The 18,175-nt window shown below is 70.3% G+C and carries 10 protein-coding genes; all 10 read right to left on the reverse strand.

The annotated features are described in order from the left end of the window. Nucleotides 1–15 precede the first annotated feature (15 nt). Nucleotides 16–3,096, reverse strand: a complete 3,081-nt coding sequence (locus ACVTJA_RS40365) for a BamA/OMP85 family outer membrane protein (protein ID WP_465828476.1) — start codon at nucleotides 3,094–3,096, stop codon at nucleotides 16–18. Between the two features lie 11 nt (nucleotides 3,097–3,107). Next, entirely contained in the window at nucleotides 3,108–7,037 is a 3,930-nt protein-coding gene (locus ACVTJA_RS40370; RefSeq protein WP_465828478.1) for a translocation/assembly module TamB domain-containing protein, read from the reverse strand. 5 nt (nucleotides 7,038–7,042) lie between these two features. Next, on the reverse strand, nucleotides 7,043–7,987 hold the full coding sequence (locus tag ACVTJA_RS40375; RefSeq protein WP_465828480.1) for an ExeA family protein: 945 nt from the start codon (nucleotides 7,985–7,987) through the stop codon (nucleotides 7,043–7,045). Between the two features lie 24 nt (nucleotides 7,988–8,011). Beyond that, a complete protein-coding gene (gene sgmX, locus ACVTJA_RS40380; protein ID WP_465828482.1) occupies nucleotides 8,012–11,170 on the reverse strand; it encodes a type IV pili formation protein SgmX in 3,159 nt (1,052 codons plus the stop codon). Nucleotides 11,171–11,359: 189 nt separating this feature from the next. Continuing rightward, nucleotides 11,360–12,745, reverse strand: coding sequence for an acetyl-CoA carboxylase biotin carboxylase subunit (gene accC / locus ACVTJA_RS40385; protein WP_465828483.1), 1,386 nt, complete (start codon nucleotides 12,743–12,745; stop codon nucleotides 11,360–11,362). 86 nt (nucleotides 12,746–12,831) lie between these two features. Beyond that, a complete protein-coding gene (gene accB, locus ACVTJA_RS40390; protein ID WP_465828486.1) occupies nucleotides 12,832–13,422 on the reverse strand; it encodes an acetyl-CoA carboxylase biotin carboxyl carrier protein in 591 nt (196 codons plus the stop codon). 45 nt (nucleotides 13,423–13,467) lie between these two features. Beyond that, nucleotides 13,468–14,049, reverse strand: coding sequence for an elongation factor P (efp, locus tag ACVTJA_RS40395; protein WP_206725438.1), 582 nt, complete (start codon nucleotides 14,047–14,049; stop codon nucleotides 13,468–13,470). Between the two features lie 163 nt (nucleotides 14,050–14,212). Next, nucleotides 14,213–14,575, reverse strand: coding sequence for a roadblock/LC7 domain-containing protein (locus ACVTJA_RS40400; protein ID WP_465828487.1), 363 nt, complete (start codon nucleotides 14,573–14,575; stop codon nucleotides 14,213–14,215). A gap of 49 nt (nucleotides 14,576–14,624) precedes the next feature. After that, entirely contained in the window at nucleotides 14,625–15,299 is a 675-nt protein-coding gene (locus tag ACVTJA_RS40405; RefSeq protein ID WP_465828489.1) for a hypothetical protein, read from the reverse strand. A gap of 36 nt (nucleotides 15,300–15,335) precedes the next feature. Next, the gene (gene pilQ, locus ACVTJA_RS40410; RefSeq protein ID WP_465828491.1) at nucleotides 15,336–18,158 is read right to left on the reverse strand and encodes a type IV pilus secretin PilQ; all 2,823 of its coding nucleotides are present in this window, start codon (nucleotides 18,156–18,158) and stop codon (nucleotides 15,336–15,338) included. Nucleotides 18,159–18,175 lie beyond the last annotated feature (17 nt).

Here is an 18,175-nt window from a genome sequence, read left to right on the forward strand (position 1 = left end):
CACCCTCGGCCTCCTTCAGAACGTGCCGATGCTGAAGTGGAACTGCGTGGTCGCCTCGTTCACCGTCTCGTCCGGGTCCAGGTTGAAGCCCACGTCGAACGCCAGCGGGCCCACCGGCGTCACGTACCGCAGACCCGCGCCCGCCGCGTACCGCAGCCGCCCCGGCTCGAACGCCGTCCGGTCCAACCACAGGTTGCCCGCCTCGAAGAACAGGCCCAAATCCAACGAAGACAGCGCCGGCAGCCGAAGCTCCGCCTTGCCCAGCGTGAAGAGCTCGCCGCCCTGGCTCGCCGGCACCTGCCCCGCCAGCACCGCCTTCAGCTCCTCCGAGCACCCCGCAGGCGTAATCAGCGCCCGGCAGTCCTGCAGTCGCTGGTGCAACACGCCGCGCACGTCCTCCGGCAGCACGCCGTCCTCGCGGAAGCCACGCAGGCTGGACGAGCCGCCCAGATAGAACAGCTTCGAGCCGATGGCCTGCGCACCCTGCTCCAGCGGGATGATGGTGCCCGCGCGCGCCGACAGCGCCATGCTCGCGCGCCGCCCGAGCGGGATGTAGCCGCTCAGGTTTCCGGACAGCTTCACGCCGTCAATCGGGTACCCGTCCACGCGGTTGCCCGCGACGTCCGTGGGCCTCACGCTCAGGCCCCGCGTGAATTCCGCGCTGGAGATGAACACCACGCCCTGGCGCGGATTCGTCGGGTCGTCCCGGAAGTCCAGCGTGACGGAGGGCCGCAGCGAGTGCAGCGTGAAGTCGCCGAACGGGTAGCGCAGCCGCTCCTGGTCCGCGCGGTTGAGCAACTCCAGCACGCCCGCGCGCGAGCGCAGCCGGTTGTTCTCCACTTCGTACGACAGCGACACGTTCAGCCACCCCGCCGCCGCCCAGTCCAGCGCCGCCGCCGCCGCGAATCGCGTGGACACGTACGAAGGCCGGTGCACGCGCTCGCCAATCAGGTCCAGGCGCGCGCCCACTTCCAACGGCAGCAGGAAGAACAACCGAGGCTGCGCCAGCGCCAGGTTGCCGCGTCCGCCCAGTCCGCTCAGCCCCTGCAGCTCCGCGTCGCAGCCCGGAGCCGGGCCGCCGTCCGCCCCCGGCTGCGAGCAGGCGATGCGCCGGTCCGTGGACAGCGCCTCCGCGCTCCAGCCCGCGTAGTTCACCTTGCCGCGCGCCAGCAGGCTCAGGCCCATGCCGTCCAGGTTGCGGTAGGCCGTGTCGAGGGTGATTCGCGGACCGTCCACGAGGAAGTAGCCGCCGGACACCTCGCCGTCCAGCCGGGGCCGCTCCTGCACCGTCACCAGCACGTCCTTCGTTTCCTCGCGCCGCGTGGGGTCCGCCAGCGCCACGTCCACCTGACGGAACACGCCCAGCCGCGCCAGGCGCCGCTGGCCCTCCGTCAGCCGGTCCAACGCGACGGGCTTGCCCTCCTCCACCTCCAGGTTCGCCAGCACCAGGTCCGGGTCCGTGCGCGTAAGCCCCTGCACCAGAATCTTCCCCACGCGCACCTGCGGGCCCGGGTCCGTGCGGAACACCACCGTCGCCGCCTTCCCGTCCTCCACGACGCTCGTCTCGGTGGTCGTCTTGCCGAAGAGGTAGCCGAACTGGGCCAGGAAGTGCTCCAGCGTCTGCCGCGCATCCTCCACCTTGTCGAAGCTCAGCGCCTGACCCTTGCGCAGCTTCATGCTCACGCCCACCAGCGGCACGTCCTTCGGCACGCCCTCGAAGCGCAGCTCGGTGATGTGCGCCTGCGGGCCCTCCTCCACGTCGAAGTCTGCCACCGCCGAGTGGCTCGCCACGTCCACCGTCAGTCCGCGGAACGTCACCGCCGAGGACAGGAAGCCCTCCTCGCGGTACAGCTCGTTCATCGCGTCCACGGCCTCCAGCCACGCGTCCTCCACGTACACGGTGGACGGGTCCGGCGGCGGCTCCAGGTCCCCCTGCTCCGGGCCCAGACGCCCCTCGGCGTTCAGCGGGTCATCCAGCAGGCGCAAGTCCAGCTCGGGACGGGGCTCGCCCGCGCGCACGCGCTCCGTGAGCAGCGCGCGCAGCTGCTCCGACGTCACGCCCTGGTTGCCGTGGAAGCGCACCTCCGTCACGCGCAGCGGCAACCCCTCCTCCACGTCGAAGGCCAGCGCCGCCAGCTCCCCGTCCGGACGCACCACCTCGCGCGGACGCACGTGCACGTCGTGGAAGCCGCGGCGGCGGTAGAAGGCCTCCAGCCGCCGCGCCAGCCGGCCCGCCACCACCTCGTCCAGCGACTCCGCCACGTCGTGCGCCAGCACGCGCTCCAGCAGCGTCGCCGGGAAGCGGCGGTTGCCATGGAAGCGCACCAGGTACCGGGGCCCCGCCGACAGCGGCACCGCCACCGTGGCCGCGCTGCCCTCCACCAGCACCGAGGGCGTCCCCACCTGCGCGCGCCAGTGGCCCTCCTCGCGCAGCAGCGTGCGCAGCCGCTCCAGTCCCGAGTCCAGGCGCGCATGGTCGAACACCTCGCCCGGCCGCATCGCCAGCACCTCCAGCAGCCGGGGCAGCGGGAAGCCGGGGCTGCCGGTGAAGGTCACCATGCGCACCCGCGTGGGCACGCCCTCCTCCACGGTCATCAGCACGTGGAGCCCGTCCGTCACCGGCTCCTGCCGCACCGTCACCTTCGCAGAGTCGTAGCCCTTGCGCCGGTACGCCAGGAGGATGGAGGACACCGCGCCCTCCAGCTCCTCGGCGTCCAGCGGCCCACCCTCCAGCAGGCCACTGGCCTCGATGAGCTCCGCCTCGGACAGCACCGCGTTGCCCTCGAAGCGCAGCCGCGCCAGCCGTGCCACCGGCGTGAGCTGGAACACCAGCCGCACGCCGCCCGGAACCTCCAGGGTGCGCGCCACCACGTCGGTGAAGCGCCCGGTGGCCCACAGCCGCTCCAGCGAGTGCCGCACCGCGCCCGGCGCCAGCGTCTGTCCCTTGCGCACCGCCACCAGCCCGGCGAGTCCTTCCGCGTCCGCGCCGCCCGGCAGGTGCAGCTCCACGGCCACCACCTCCGGCCAGGACTCGCCCTCCGGCTGCGCCGCCGCCGCGCCCGACACGAGGACGCACAGCAGCAGCACCCACGCCATGACGGCGCGGGCTACTCGACCTCCCAGCTCAGCTTCAGCTCGAGCCCGAGGTTTCCAAACGAGGCTTCGCTGTTCTCGTTGTCCCACTGGGCCTGAGCGGAAAGTCGGTCGTCGAAGCGGTACTCGGCGCGCGCCCGCGTTCCGCGCCCGCTCACCGGTTGAGTCATACCGATTTTAAGCTGCTCGCTGAGGAACTTCGACTCAAGTTGTGCGGTGGGCTCCGCCTGGCGGGTGGCGTCGTTGTAGGTGGTGGAGATTTGCAGGGACAAATCCCGCAACACCGGGTTGCTGGGCAGGAAGCGCTGGAGCTGCCGGTCCAGCCCCGAGACATTGAAGAGGGCCTCGGCCGCCAGGCCGGCGCTCGCCGAGGCCGCCGTGTCCTTGTCGGACGAGGTGAAGCCCAGGGTGAGCAGTGAGACGATGTCCCCTTCCACCAGCGCCGGCTCCGAGGAGAGCAGAATCTGCGGGTCCGCCGGCTTGCCGAAGGCGTGCAGCTTCACCGTGTACTCGCGCACCTGCGTCTGCGCCTGTACCTCGAAGACGGGGTCGATGCCGGTGGCGTCCTGGAACTCCACCTGCCCCTGGTTGATGGTGAAGGGGTTGTTGCGGAAGAACGCCTGGCTGCCTTCCGCCAGCTCCACGCGCCCCAGGAGGCCGGGCTTCAGGTCCGTGCCCGTCAGCCGCACGTCGCCCAGGAAGCGCGCCTTGGCCAGGTTGTTGTCCACGCGCACGTCGCCGAAGTGCACGTTGACGTCCCAGATGACGAGCGGCTTGGGAGGCTCGCCCGTCGACGACGTCACCGAGCCGGTGGGCGTGTACGTGCGCTTCTGGAGCGACTTGAGCAGCGACTCCACGTCCAGCGCCTTCTGGTAGCGCATCTTCACGATGTCCAGCCCGCCCGTGACGGTGAAGCCATGGGCCGGGCCGCTCACCTGGAGCAGGCCGGAGAAGGTGCCGGGCAAATCCTCCGTGAGGCGGTAGGGGACTTCATCGAGCTGCACCGTGAGGCCCAGCCGCGTGGGCAGGAAGCGCTCCATGCGCACGTCGCCGCGCGCGGACACGCGGCCCTCGTTGAGCTGGCCCTGCAGGTGCTCCAGCAGCACGCGCTGGCCCGTCATCTCCAGGCGCCCGGACATGCCGCGCACGTTGACGGGCCAGTCGCGCAGCGCCAGCCGCAAGTCGAGCAGCTCCGCGGTGCCCACCACGGACGGGGACTCCGGTGTGCCGCTGGCCTCCGCGTCCACGGTGATGCGCCCGGTGGCGCGCTCCACGCTGGCGGGCAACAGCGACTCCAACATGCGCACGTCCCAGCCGCCGCGCAGCGTGACGTCCATGCCGCGCGGCCCCATCCACCCGCCCAGCGTCAGGTCCACGTACGGCCCGAGGAAGCGGAAGGGCTGCACGTCCAGCCGGCTCCCCGCGTAGGCGAGGACGATGGGGCCCACGTTCTCCCCGTGCACGTCGTCGCGCGACAGCACCAGCTTGTCCACCGTGGCATTCACCTGCGAGCCGGCGGGCTCCAGGAGCTGCCCCTTCGCGCTCAGCGTGCCGGACACCGAGCCGGACACGCCCGCCCATAGCGGCTCCTGCGGCAGCAGCGGGCGGATTTCCGGCAGGGAGAACGAGCCCTGCGCCGTATATGGCCAGTTGTCCTGCACCTTGAAGCCGAGCCGCCCGGAGGCGTCCTGGAACGGGTGGCCCTTCACCTCGAAGTCCTTGCCCACCAGTCGCCCGGTGAGGTCCATGGCGCCCAGGTTGCGGCCGGCGAAGGTGATGCGCGGCGCGCGCAGCGTCGCGTCCACCACCGGCACCTCGGCGGTGCCGGACACGGTGCCATCCATCACCAGGGTGCCGGTGATGCCCATGCGCTCGGCCAGCTCCGGCCCCACCGTCTCAGCCAGCGACAGGCCGTCGCTTCCGAAGCGGTAGTCCAGCCCGCCCGCGAAGGTGAAGGTGCCGTCCGCCCACGTGCGCCCCAGCGGCCCCTTCAGCACGGTGCGCTCGAGCACCATCGCCTTGCCGTCCACGAAGCGCAGGCGCAGGGCGCCGTCGCCCAGGCGGCGGCCGAAGTACGTGGTGTCCTTCACATCGAAGGCCACCAGCCCCTCCAACTTCTCCACCGGGCTGTCCACCTCCACGCGCCCGGTGGCCGTGCCGCCCATCGTCCCCTGCATCACCGCGAGCGACGGGCTCAGCCCCGCCACCACGTCCACCAAATCCTCGGTGCGCCCCTGCGGGACATTCACCTCCAGGCGCAGGCCGAGCAGCCGCCCGAAGGACACTCCCGCCTTGCCGTAGTACTGCGTGCGCCCCTTCTGGCCGGTGAACGCGGGGAAGGCCAGCACCCCGTCCGAATAGCCCAGCTTCCCCTGCAGCACGCCCAGCGCGAGGTTCCAGAAGACGAAGTCGCGCAGGGACAGGCCCGCCTCCACCTTCACCTCGGACGCAGGGCCCGTAATCGAATATGTCGCGCTCCCCCGCCCCGCCCACTGCAGGCCGGCGATGTGGCCGAAGTCGGACAGCTCCAGGTCGCCCTGGCCGTGGATGTCCAGCCCCAGCCGCTCGCCGATGAGCAGCGCCACGTCGCCGTGCACGCGCGAGCGGCCCGACTCCGCGGTGATGTGGTTGAAGGACACGCGGTCCGCCGCAATCCGCACCTGCGCCTGCGCGCGCCCCTTGTCGAACTCGAGGATGGTGAGCCCCGAGTCCTCCGGCGCGTCATACGGGCGCGTGGCCAGCACGAAGGGGCCGGTGCGCAAATCCAGCGGGCCGGCCAGCGAGAAGCGCGGCAGCAGGTTGCCCTCGAGCTGCGCGTCCAGCGTGGCCGGGAAGTCCACCCACGCGCCCTTCACGCCCGCCCTGTCGAGGATTCGGCCCAGCGACGCGTCCTCCGTGGACAGGGACACCTCCAGCGGGAGGTTCGGCGTGAGGCCCAGCCGCGCCGTGGCCTTCACCCTCCCCGCGCCCACCGGCACCACCAGGTTCTCCACCCGCACCTCGTCACCCGAGTACGACAGGCGCGCGGTGAGGTTGGTGGGCCCGAAGCGCTCATAGCCGAGCCCGCTGCCGGACAGCTCCAGCGACACCGCGGGCGCCGAGGGCTTGCCGGCGATGGACACGCGGGACCAGAGGTGGCCGGTGGCCGGCTTCGGCACCAGGCGCGCCTGGGACAGCGTGCGCAGCGGGAGGAACACCTGCGCGTCCAGCGCGAGGTTCGGGTCGCACAGGTTCTCCACGCGGCCGGACACCGTGGTGGTGATGTCGTCGAGCGACACCTCCGCGCGCTCCAGCTCCAGCAGCGCCTCGTCCGGGTCCACCGCGCCCGCCACCGCGAGCTGCCCCAGCGCCAACTCCTGCCCGTCCGGCCCCAGCCGCACGAGGCCGCGCCGCGCCTCCACGTCCAGCTCGATGACGCCCCAGCGCTCCGCCCAGCGCACGTCCAGCTCGCCCACCTCCACGCGCCGGCCCTGCGGCAGCGCCAGCCGCACCTCCGCGCCGGTGACGTCCAGCCTCGCCACGCGCAGCCGCTTCAGCGGGTCCAGGAAGCAGCCCTCGGACTTCTTCGCGGGCCGCGGCGACGGCTGCGACAAGTCCAGCGTCACGCGGGGATGCGAGGCCTTCACCAGCCCCAGCGTCACCCGGCCGGAGAGGGGCCGCAGGAAGCCGAGCTGCACCTCCGCCATGTCCGCCGCCACCAGCGGCGTGTCCGTGCCCGGCAGGAAGAGAGAGAAGCCGTGGACGAGGACGCGCGAGTTGAGCGGGTCCAGCTCACACCGGCCGATGCCCACGTCCAGTCCCAGCACGTCCGGCAGGTTGCGCCGCGCCAGCGTGCAGGCGACGTCCCACGTGGCCTGCATCCGCAACAGCAGGATGCTCCCCGACAGGAGGAGGAGCACCACCAGGAGCGCCCTGCGCGCGCTGTTGCGGCTCGGGGAGGACAAAGCCCCTACAGCTTACCCAGCCCTTCGAGGTAGCGGTCGATCTCCGCCAGGTCCACCTTGCTGTTCGCCGTGCGTGGCAGCGCCGTGACGGAAGCGCCTGCTCCCTCGGCTGCTCCGCTGGCGGGCGTGTTGATGCCCTGCAGGCCCAGGTTCTTCCCGATGCGGTGCACCAGCTCCGCGGAGAGGGTCTCCTGCCGCGCGAGGAAGGCCTCGAAGAGGGCGTTGTCGCAGAGGGTGTTGATGACGCGCGGAGAACCCGACGAGTGCTCGTGCACCGCGAGCAGCGCCTCCGGCGTGAAGGGCATGCGCGGGCACCCGGCCAGCCGGAGGCGGTGCTTGACGTACGCCTCCGTGGACTCGGCGGTGAAGGGCTCCAGCTTGTAGCGCATGGCCACGCGCTGGGCGAGCGGCGGGTCCAGCTTCAGGTTCTTCTCAATCTCGGGCAGGCCGAAGAAGACGAAGGAGATGAGCTTGCGCTCCGGCACTTCCAGGTTGAGCAGCCCGCGGAACTCCTCCATCAGCTCCCGCGTCTCCAGCATCTGCGCCTCGTCGATGAGGACGACGGCCTTCTTGCCGGACTCGTAGATTTGCAGGAGGCGCTGGTAGAGCTGCGACAGGAGCGCGAGCTTCTCCTGCGCGGGGTTCTCCACGCCCAGCTGCAGGGCGATGCGCCGCAGCAGCCAGTTGGCGGTGATGCCAGAGTGGATGATGACGAGCAGCGCGGCCTCGTACTCGGACTCGGGCAGCGAGTCGAGCATGCGGCGCGCGAGCGTCGTCTTCCCCGCGCCGATGTCCCCGATGAGGATGGACAGGCCCTTCATGTAGCTCACCGCGTGCATCAGCCGGGTGAGCGCCTGCGAGTGCTGCGCGGAGTTGTAATAGAAGCGGCTCACCGGAGCGTTGGAGAAGGGCTCCTGGGTCAGCTCGAAGAAGTCGAGGTAGGTCGTCATGGGGTCGCCGGACCTCGGGGGAGACTACAGGTAGCCGACCTTGCGCGCCTTGGACGCGCCAGCCGCCGGCATCGGGGTGGGCGCCACGGCCGCGGCAGCCGCCGCCGTGCCGCCCGCCTTCGCTCCATTGGCCGCCGCCGGCATGGGCAGCGGGTCGTCCTCCGGCTCCGCCACCGCGGCCAGCCGGGAAATCTGCGACGCCACGTCGCGGTACTTCGCGTCCACCGCGGAGACGCGCTGGTAGTGGTACAGCGCCTTGCCCTGCTCGCCCAGGGCCTCGTACGCCGCCGCCAGCTCGAAGCCGAGCGCCTTGCTCTGCTCGGCCGTGGCCTGCGGGCTGGCCAACCCCTCGCGGAAGACCTGCACCGCCGCCGCGGCGTCACCGCGCAGCAGCTGGAGCATGCCCATCATGGTGATGCAGTCCAGCTCGCGCTTCGTCCCCACGCAGCCCTGGCGGGCCACGTCGAACTCGTGGAGCGCGTCGTCGAGCAGGCCCATCTCCTTGTAGGCGATGCCGAGGTCGTAGTGCGTGTCCACGTCCTCGGGCTTCACCACCTTGGCGAGGCCCTTCTTGAACTCGGAGAACACCTCCTCCACCGAGTACTGGAAGTCCTCCTCCGCCGCCGGCGCGGCGGACGCGGAGTCGTCACCCAGGTTGTCGATTTCGCCGGCCAGCTCCGCCGCGAGGTCGAACGCGTCGCGCTCCCCGGTGACTTCCTGCTCCGACACGGGCTGGACATGCGGCACGGACACCGGCTCGGCGGAGGCCTCCTCGGCCTCCGCGCCGCCACCGCCGGCCTCCATCTCCTCCAGCCGCGCCATCAGCTCCCCGGCGCGCACGTGGCCCGGGAAGGCAATCATCACCGTCTCGAGGATTTCGCGCGCCTCTTCCAGCAGGCCCTGGTCGAGGAAGAACGACGCCTCGTCACACTCCTCGGACGCCGGCTCCTCCTCGGGAACGGCCTCGGCCTCGGCCTCGGGAATGGCCTCCTGCTCGGGCTCGGAGAAGTCCTCCGGCTCGGAGAAGTCCTCGGGCGCGGAGAAGTCCGCCTCCGCGGCGGGCTCTTCCGCGAGCGCCGCCGGAATGGCGTGCGAGGCGGTGGGCTCCTCGTAGTCCAGCGTGTCGCCCAGGGCCGTCGAGGTGACCTCGGCCTCGTCCTCCTCCAGCATGGACGGGTCCAGCGGGGCGATGCCCACGCGCGTGGGCATGTCCTCCACGTCCAGCGGAGCGGCCTCCGCGAACGCCTCGTCCTCCTCCAGCGCGGGCGTCTGGAGGGTGTCCGGCGCGGCCTCCTGGAGCAGCATCCGCGAGGGCGCGCGAATCATCGTCGGCGGAGGCTCGTCCTCGTCGCCGAGCGACAGCGCCTCCATGGACGTGGCCGTGGCCTCCTCCGCCAGCGACTCGTCCTCCAGCGAGTAGGCCGCCGTCTCGCCCAGGTCATCGGACGGGGCGACGAGGGGCTCGTCGTCCACGTGCGCCATGCCGGGCTCGTCCGTCAGCACCAGCCCGTCGTCCTCGGAGACCAGCGTCTCGTCGGACATCGCCGACGCCGCCAGGTCCTCCGGCGCGGGCGAGCCGTACACGTCGTGCTCGGCGGAGACGGCCTCGCCGACGAGGGCCTCCTCGCTGACGACGGCGGAGTCCCCGTCATCGTCGATGACCTCGTCCGAGTCGGCCGAGGGCAGCGTGGCCAGCGCCAGCTCGTCGCCGGGCGGATGCAGCAGCGCGTCCTCCGGCGGAGGCGCGACGAGAATCTCGTCGTCGCTGGAGTCGACGAGGATGGCGTCCTCGCCCACCGACTCCACCGCCGCCGGCGCGGCCGCCACCGGGCCGTCCACGCGCAGCACGGAAAGGAACGCGGGCACCTCCGGGTGCGCCGGGTTCTCGTTGAGGATGGTGAGCAGGTACGGCTGCGCGCGCTGCACGTCCGCGGCGCGCGTGCACAGCCGCAGCACGTTGAGGAGCTGTTCGGACGCCTGCGCCGCGTTCCCCGAGGCGACGTAGATTTGATACGCCTTCTCGTGCGCGTCCAGGTTCTCCGGGTCGACGGTGAAGACCTTGCGCAGGTGCTCCAGCGCTTTGTCGTGGAGCCCGTACTTGACGTAGACGTCCGTCTCGGTGAGCAGCTTCGCGAGCTGCTCCCGGCCCATGCCCGCCGGAGGCGGCGGCGCCACCGGGGCGGGCGCGGGCGTGGGCGCCGGCTGGACGGGAGCCGCGGCCTGCTGGGGCGCGGCGCGAGGCGACGGCGCGGGCTGCGGAGCCGCCACGGGCTGGTGCTGCTCCACGGGGGCCGGAGCGGGCGCGCGGCGCGCGAGCAGGTCCGGGTCCTCCGGGTCCAGCACCTCGATCTGCGTCCAGACGGCCTCGGCCTCGGTGAGCCGGCCGCGCTCCTGGTGGATCTTCGCCAGCTCCTTGTAGACGGACACCGTCTTGGAGGTCTGCCCCAGCCCCTGGAACGCCTGGGCCAGCAGCGTGAGCGTCTCCACGTCGCGGCCGTCCGCCTTGAAGCACACCTGGAGCTTGGCGAGCGCGCGCTTCTGGTCGCCGCGCTGCAGGTACGAGACGGCCAGCTCCTTGGCCAGCGGGAGGTTCTCCGGCTCCAGCGTGGAGAGCCGCTCCGCCACGCGGAGCCAGTCGTCCGCGCGCGCGTTGCGCTTGAGGTACTCGGCGGCGCGCTTGAACTCCTGCGCGGCCTCGCGCGTCATGCCCTCGCGCGCGTACAGCTCCGCCAGCTTGATCTTCGACGCCACGTTCTCCGGGTCGAGATCCACCATCTTCTTCAAGGTATCGAGGGACGCCTTGGTATCCCCGGCCTTGTCGTAGTGGTTGGCGACAATCTGGAAGTAGGCCATCGCCTCGGACATCAGCCCGAGCTGCTGGTGGAGTTCCGCCAGCTTGAGATTGACCTCCAGCAGGTTCGGGTTGAGCTTGAGGACCTGCTTGTAGAGGGCAACGGCCTTCAGGAAGAAGCCGTCGGAGGAGTAGCTCTCCGCGACCTTGGTGAAGAAGTGCGCCGCCTGGGCGTTGTCGTTCTTCTTCTGGTACAGCTCCCCCATCTTCTGGAGGACCCGGATGTCCTTCGGGTCGACCTCGAGGACCTTCTGGTACTCCTTGATGGCCTTGTCGTAGGCGCCCTTCGCGACGAGCTTCGCGGCGGCTTCGATGATCTTGTTCTTGTCCATCGAGCGGTGGGCTTCCGGCAGGCCGAAACCCCTTGAACTTCGCGGGTTTCCATCCTCAGTGGTGGGGAGTGTCGGAGGCTAACGGAAAGCTCCGACGCGGGTCAAGAAACAGCCCGGCTCCCCCCGGTGCCAGATCATCCGCTCGCGTGGCCGCCCTCCAGGCGGGAGGCCACGGTAGGTGGACGTGCGTTACGGCGTCTCTTCAACAGCCTTCTTCAGCCGGCGGTGGCCCGTCTCGCTCGCCAGGAGGCGCTCCACGAAGCGGGTGTCGTACTGGCCTTCCTGGAAGGACTCCTCCGCCAGCGCGGCCCGGTGGAACGGGATGTTGGTGCGGATGCCCTCCACCACATACTCGCCCAGGGCGCGCTGCATGCGGCGGATGGCCGTCTCGCGGTCCTCGGCGTGGACGATGAGCTTGGCCAGGAGGCTGTCGTAGTACGGCAGCACCGTGTAGTTCTCGTAGGCCGCCGAGTCCACGCGCACGCCGTAGCCGCCCGGCACGCTATAGCCGGTAATCTTCCCCGGCCAGGGCGCGAAGGTAATCGGGTCCTCGGCGTTGACGCGGCACTCGATGGCGTGGCCGCGAATCTGGATGTCCTCCTGCTTGAAGCGCAGGGGATGGCCGTACGCCATGCGGATCTGCTCACGGACCAGGTCGATGCCCGTGACGAGCTCCGTCACCGGGTGCTCCACCTGGATGCGCGTGTTCATCTCCATGAAGTAGAACTCGCCGCGCTCGTCGAGCAGGTACTCGATGGTGCCCACGTTGTTGTAGGCGAGCTTCTTCATCGCCTGCACGGACACCTCACCCATCTTCTTGCGCAGCTCCGGCGAGAGCGCGGGCGACGGGCTCTCCTCGATGAGCTTCTGGTGCCGGCGCTGCACCGAGCACTCGCGCTCATTGAGGTGGATGATGTTGCCGTGCTCGTCCGCCACAATCTGGATTTCGATGTGGCGCGGCTTCTCCACGTACCGCTCGATGTAGAGGTCGCCGTTGGCGAAGGAGGCAATCGCCTCGGCCTGCGCGGTGGCGAACGCCTGGGCCAGTGCGCCCGGCTCACGGACGATCTTCATCCCCTTGCCGCCGCCACCGGCGGCCGCCTTGAGGATGACAGGGAAGCCAATCTCCCGCGCGAAGGCCTCCGCCTCGCGAGGGTCCTTCACCGTGCCAGGGCTGCCCGGGAGCAGCGGCAGGCCCGCCTCGCGCGCGGCGGCGCGGGCGCGGACCTTGTTGCCCATCAGCCGGAGCATCTCCGGACGCGGGCCGATGAAGCGAATCTTGCAGTTCTCGCACACCTCCGCGAACTCGGCGTTCTCCGACAGGAAGCCGTAGCCCGGGTGGATGGCGTCCGCGCGGGTGATTTCGGCCGCGGAGAGCAGTTGCGGGATGTTGAGGTAGCTCTCCTTGGACGCCGGCGGGCCGATGCACACCGCCTCGTCGGCGAAGCGCACGTGCAGCGCGTTGGCGTCCGCCGTGGAGTGCACCGCCACCGTGGCGATGCCCAGCTCACGGCAGGCGCGGATGACCCGCAGGGCAATCTCCCCGCGGTTGGCGATCAGCACCTTCTTGAACACGTGGGTGTCTCCCCGTCAGGGGCCGGGCCCGGAAGGAGCGCGCCGCCCGCGTCAGCTCGCGGGAGGCGGCGCGCCCGCTAGGGCACTCAGGCCGGCTCGATACGGAACAGCGCCTGGCCAAACTCCACCGGGCGGCCATTCTCCACGAGGATCTCCGCCACGCGGCCGGACACCTCGGACTCGATTTCGTTCATCAGCTTCATCGCCTCGATGATGCAGAGCACCTGGCCCTTCTTCACCACCGAGCCCACGTCCACGAACGGAGGCTGGTCCGGCGCGGGCGTCCGGTAGAACGTGCCCACGAAGGGGCTCGTCACCAGGTGGCCGGGCTTCTCCGCGGCCGGAGCCGGGGTGATCGTCGCGACGGGCGCCGATACGTGAGCGGCGGCCCGGGGGGCCGCGACCGGCGCGGTGTACTCCACGCCCGCGCTCACGGGCGCCGCGGCCGGGGCCGCGTGGTGGACGATGGTGGTCTCCGGCGCGTGCCCGCGACGGATGAAGAGCTTCTCCTCGCCGCGCTTCCACACCAGCCTCGTCACATCCGAGGCCTCGAGGATTTCAACAATCTGCCGCAGGGCATCCACGTCCAGGGACGTGTTGCCCGCGTCGCGCGCGCCAGCGGCGGCCGGCGCGCCCGCGGGCTCGGACGCCCGGGACGACTTGCGCTTCGTTGCCATTCTCGCGTTCCCCTCTCCCTCGAAGTCGCCGTGGGCCCGGCGCGACTAGCCCGCGGTGGCCACGCGCGTCAGATACTTGCCACCTTCACGCGTGTCGATCTTGAGCACGTCGCCCTCGTTGATGAAGAGCGGGACGTTGACGGTGAAGCCCGTCTCCAGGGTGGCGGGCTTGAGCGCGCCGGACACGGTGTCGCCACGCACGCCCGGGTCGCACTTGATGACCTTCAGGTCCACCGAGTTGGGCAGGTTCACGGAGATGGCCTTGCCGTTCCAGTAGAGCACGGAGACGGTGATGTTCTCCTTCAGGAAGTTCTTCGCCTCTCCGAGCACCTTCTCACTGAGGAAGGTCTGCTCGTAGTTGCGGTTGTCCATGAAGTAGTACTCATCGCCCTGGACATACAGGAACTGCATGTCCTTCTCCTCGATGTCCGGGAGGCCCACCTTGTCGCCGGACTTGAGGGTGGGCTCCAGGACGCGCCCGGACAGGAGGCTGCGGATCTTCGTACGAACGAATGCGGAGCCCTTGCCGGGCTTCACGTGCTGGAAGTACTCGATAACGAACGGCTCACCGTCAATCTCGATTTTCAGACCATTGCGGAACTCGGACGTATCGACGAAACCAGCCATGGCAACCGACTCCTTCACACTCGAAAGCTTGAAAAGTCGGGGGTGTGTAGCCCATGCCCCCCTCGCAAGGGAAGGGGAAAGGAATGGCCGGGTGTGTCGGCTGGACTACTGCTTGACAGGGTGCGCACCAGGGGCTCGGCGCGCACCTTGAAGCACGGCGCGCCTAGAGCTCGGCGCGCACCTTGGGGGCCGTCACGCGCAGGACGTAGCGGCCCTTGCCGTAGTTACCGTCCGCGCGCAGGGCGAGCACCAGGAAGTATTCCGGTGACACCAGCCGCATCACGGTCAGCACCTTCTCGCTGTTCACGCTGACCTCACTCACCGCGCCCGTCTTCAGGACTTCCGCGGCGTGACGGAGCTGGGTGAGAAGGTTGGCGTATTCCACCCAGGCGCCGCTCAGCTCCAGCTCCGCGGCCTCGTCACGCTGGAAGGTGTCGACGGCGATGCCGTCGAAGCCCATCACGCTGCAGGCGAGGGCTCCATCCACCTGGTTGACCACCGATTCGAGGTGCGTGCGGAAGGACATGGGCTTGGGCTCTTAGGAGGCAGGCGGCGACCGGTCAAGCGGGATGCTCTCAGGGAGCCGTTTCGCACTCGGGCAACACGCCGTTCAGGCCGCGCTGGTCGCAGGGGTCCGCGGGCGGAGCAAACGTCCCGCCAGTGCCACATACCGCCTCCGCGAGGCCCGCACCCGACCGGTACACCGATACCGGGAAGACGATTTCGTTGGACTCCTCCTCGTCACCCGACGCGCGCTTGCCCTTCAGCTTCATGGTGACGAGGACTTCGACCGGGCCGCCCGTCGGCACGAAGTTCAACAGGTCCGTAGCCACATCGGCCGTGAACATGTTGAGGAGCAGGTTGCCCTCGTCGTCCAGCGTCCCGAAGACGGGAACGGTGGCCTCCGGCTCGGTGAACTCGAAGCCCTCCGTGGGCGACGAGTAACTCAGCTCGAGCTCGGTGATGTAGATGGTGTTGTGGTCCTCGTCCCCCGACACCGGCCGATCCCCGACCTCGATGGGGGCCGCCTGCAGGTTGGAGGTGACGGCGAAGACCGCGGAGTAGCCGCCGCCCGGCCGGAAGAACAGGTCGACCGAACCGCGGAGCAGCCCGGCACTGCTGGAGGTGCCGAAGCTGCAATCCGGCGCCTGCGCGGAGGCGCCCTGAATCTGGAGGGCGGGCGTGCTTTCGACACAGCCACTCAGGCCGAGCGCCAGCAGGGCCGAGACGATGGTGTGCTTCATCTTCATAGGGCGAACACTTTCCTGAAGAGGCGGCGCAGCGACTCAGAGGCTCTGCGCAATGGTCTGCCGGTTGAGGATGCGGGGCGTGATGAAGATGAGCAGCTCCTGCCGGTCATCGCGCTCCGTGTGGTTCTTGAAGAGCAGGCCCAGCACCGGGATGCTCGACAGGAACGGAACCCTCGAGGTGGCGGTGCTGCCGCGGCGGACGTAGATGCCGCCGATGACGGTGGTGTCGCCGTCCTTCACCAGCACCTGCGTGTTGGCCTCCTTGCGCTGGATGGAGGGCTGCCCGTTGGCACCGGTGCTGCCGGGGTCCGGCTGGTTGTTGGAGGCGTTGATGGACATCAGGATGCTGCCGTCCTGGGTGATGTGCGGCGTCACCTCCAGCGACAGGCGGGCCTCCACGAAGGTCGTGTTCACGCCGTTGGCGGACGTCTGGCTGAAGGGAATGGACACGCCCTGGCTGATGCGGGCGGTGTTGTTGTCCAGCGTCGTCACCTTGGGCGCGGAGATGGTCTTCACCGTGCCCTCGTTCTCCGCCGCGGACAGGCGCAGGTTGAGCTGGAGGGCGCCACCCGCCGAGCCGAACACGAAGCCCAACGCGCCACCGGAGCCCTCACCCACCGAGGCCGGCAGGTTGACCGCGAAGTTCGGGGTGCCGGGCAGGCCGTTGCCACCCGCGCCCGGCGAGCCGCCCGTGACGGCCACCGAGTTGGGGAAGATGAGCCCCGTGGTGTTGCCGGTCGCCGCCGACGCGAGGGCCTGGCCACCCCACTGCACACCCAGCTGGCGGCTGAAGGTGGTGTTGGCCTCCACGATGCGGCTCTCGATGAGCACCTGCGGCGTCTGCGTGTCCAGGCTGCGCACCAGCGCGCGGGCCTTCTCCGTGTTGGCGCGGACGTCCTTCACGATGAGCACGTTGGTGCGGGTGTCCACCGTCACCGAGCCGCGCTCGCTGAGCACGTCCTTCACACGCGAGGACATGTCGGCGGCGACCGCGTAGTTGACCGGGATGAGGTTGACCAGCAGCTCCTCCAGCTGCTGCATCGACTTCTTGCGCTCCTGGCGCAGCCGGGCCTCCTCCTCCAGCGTCTTCAGCGGGGCGATGCGGATGATGTTGCCGAACTCCTCCTTGCCCAGCTGCTTGGTGCGCAGGATGAGGTCCAGCGCCTGGTCCCAGGGCACGTTGCGCAGCCGGATGGTGACGCGGCCGGTGACGTCGTCCGCGAGCACGACGTTGCGCTTGGAAATCTCCGCGATGACGCGCAGGAGGTTCTGGATGTCGATGTCCTTGAACTCGAAGGAGACGCGCTTGCCGCGGTAGCGGGCCTGCTGCGGCGCGCCCTCGGCGGCGTAGGCCGGCGCCTCGGCGGTGAAGCCGGCGGTGCGCGGCGCGACGGCCACCTGCTCCGTCTTCACGCCCTGCACGTCCAGGCGCCAGGACAGCGTGCCGCCGTTCTGCGTCACCTTCTCCTCGATGGCGCCGTCGGCGGCCACCACCACGCGCACCTTGCGGCCCTCACCCGGGACGCTGAAGGCGCTGACCATCTTCACCGGCGTGTCCAGCGCGCTGGTGTCCAGGCTGCGCTCCAGCTTCTTGGGCAGACGCGCGTTGTCCAGCGTCAGCACCGCGCTGCGCGGGTCCGGACGGTCCACCTTCCACCCCGCCGTGCCGGACAGCTTCATCACCACGCGGCCACCCGCGCCGTTCTCCTCGAAGGAGAGGTCCTTCACCTCCACCGTCGACGCGTTGGCGGGCGCCTGCGCCGGGGTCGGCTCGGGCGTGTTGCGCAGGGGCTCCACCTCGGTCACCGAGGCCATCACTTCCGTCGGCTCCGGCCGGGGCGCGGCCTTGCGCGCCACCGCGCCGCCGAGCACCACCTCCAGGCCCTTGGAGGCCCGGTCCACACGGTAGGCGGGCATCTCGCCGCGCACGTCCAGCACCAGGCGCACCTTGTCCGCGTGGGCACCCACGCGCACGTCCTTCAGCGCGCCGCTGTTCACGCGCGGCGCACGGGTCGCGAGGCCCACGCCGTACAGGTCCACCGCGAGCCGCGGCGGGTCCGCCAGCTCCAGCACCTCGTAGCGGGCAATGTCGCCATCCGCGCGGATGCGCAGGGTGTCATCAGAGAAGGCCAGGCCGGTGATGCGCTGCGCCGGATGGGCGACCTCGCGCTCGTCGGCCTCCGCGGCCACCACGTTCTCCGGCAGGGCCTGCTTCGCGGGCGCACGCGGCGCCTCCGCCACCTCGGCGGCGGGCGCGGGAGCCGGCTCGGCGGGCTTCACGGCGGCCGGGGACGCGGTCGCCACCGTCACGGGCGCCTTGACGGGCTCCGGGGCCGCCACGACCTCGGCGCGCTTCGCCTCGACGGGCGCGGCGGCGGGCGAAGCCTTGACCGGCTCCGCTGCCTTCGCGGCCTCGGCGCGCTTCGCACCCTCCGATGCGGCCGGTGCGGCGGCGCCGTCCACGGAGATGACCACGCGGTTTCCGTCCGCGCGGACGTCGTACTGGGACGCCTTGTCCAGCGCCAGCAGCACCCGGCCGACGCTCGCGCGCTCGTCCGAGAACTGCGACGCCACCACGCCCGCCACGGGGCCGGAGCCGTCGTGGTGGCCCTTGATTCCCGTGGCATCCGCCGACGAGAGGTCCACCACCAGCCGCTCCGGTCCGCTCAGGCGGAACACCGTGAAGGTGGGCGGACGGGTGCCGGTGACCACGACCTGGGCCCCGGACCCCGTGCGCGACACATCCAGGTTGCGCAGCGTGTTCAGCTCGGCGCCCTGAACCCTGGCGCCAACAAGGACGACCGCCCACGCGGCCGCCAACATCCACTTGCCCCTCGTCACAGCGCTCTTCTCGAGCATGCGTCCCCTCAACAAGT

It is taken from the genome of Pyxidicoccus sp. M6 (assembly GCF_055568925.1).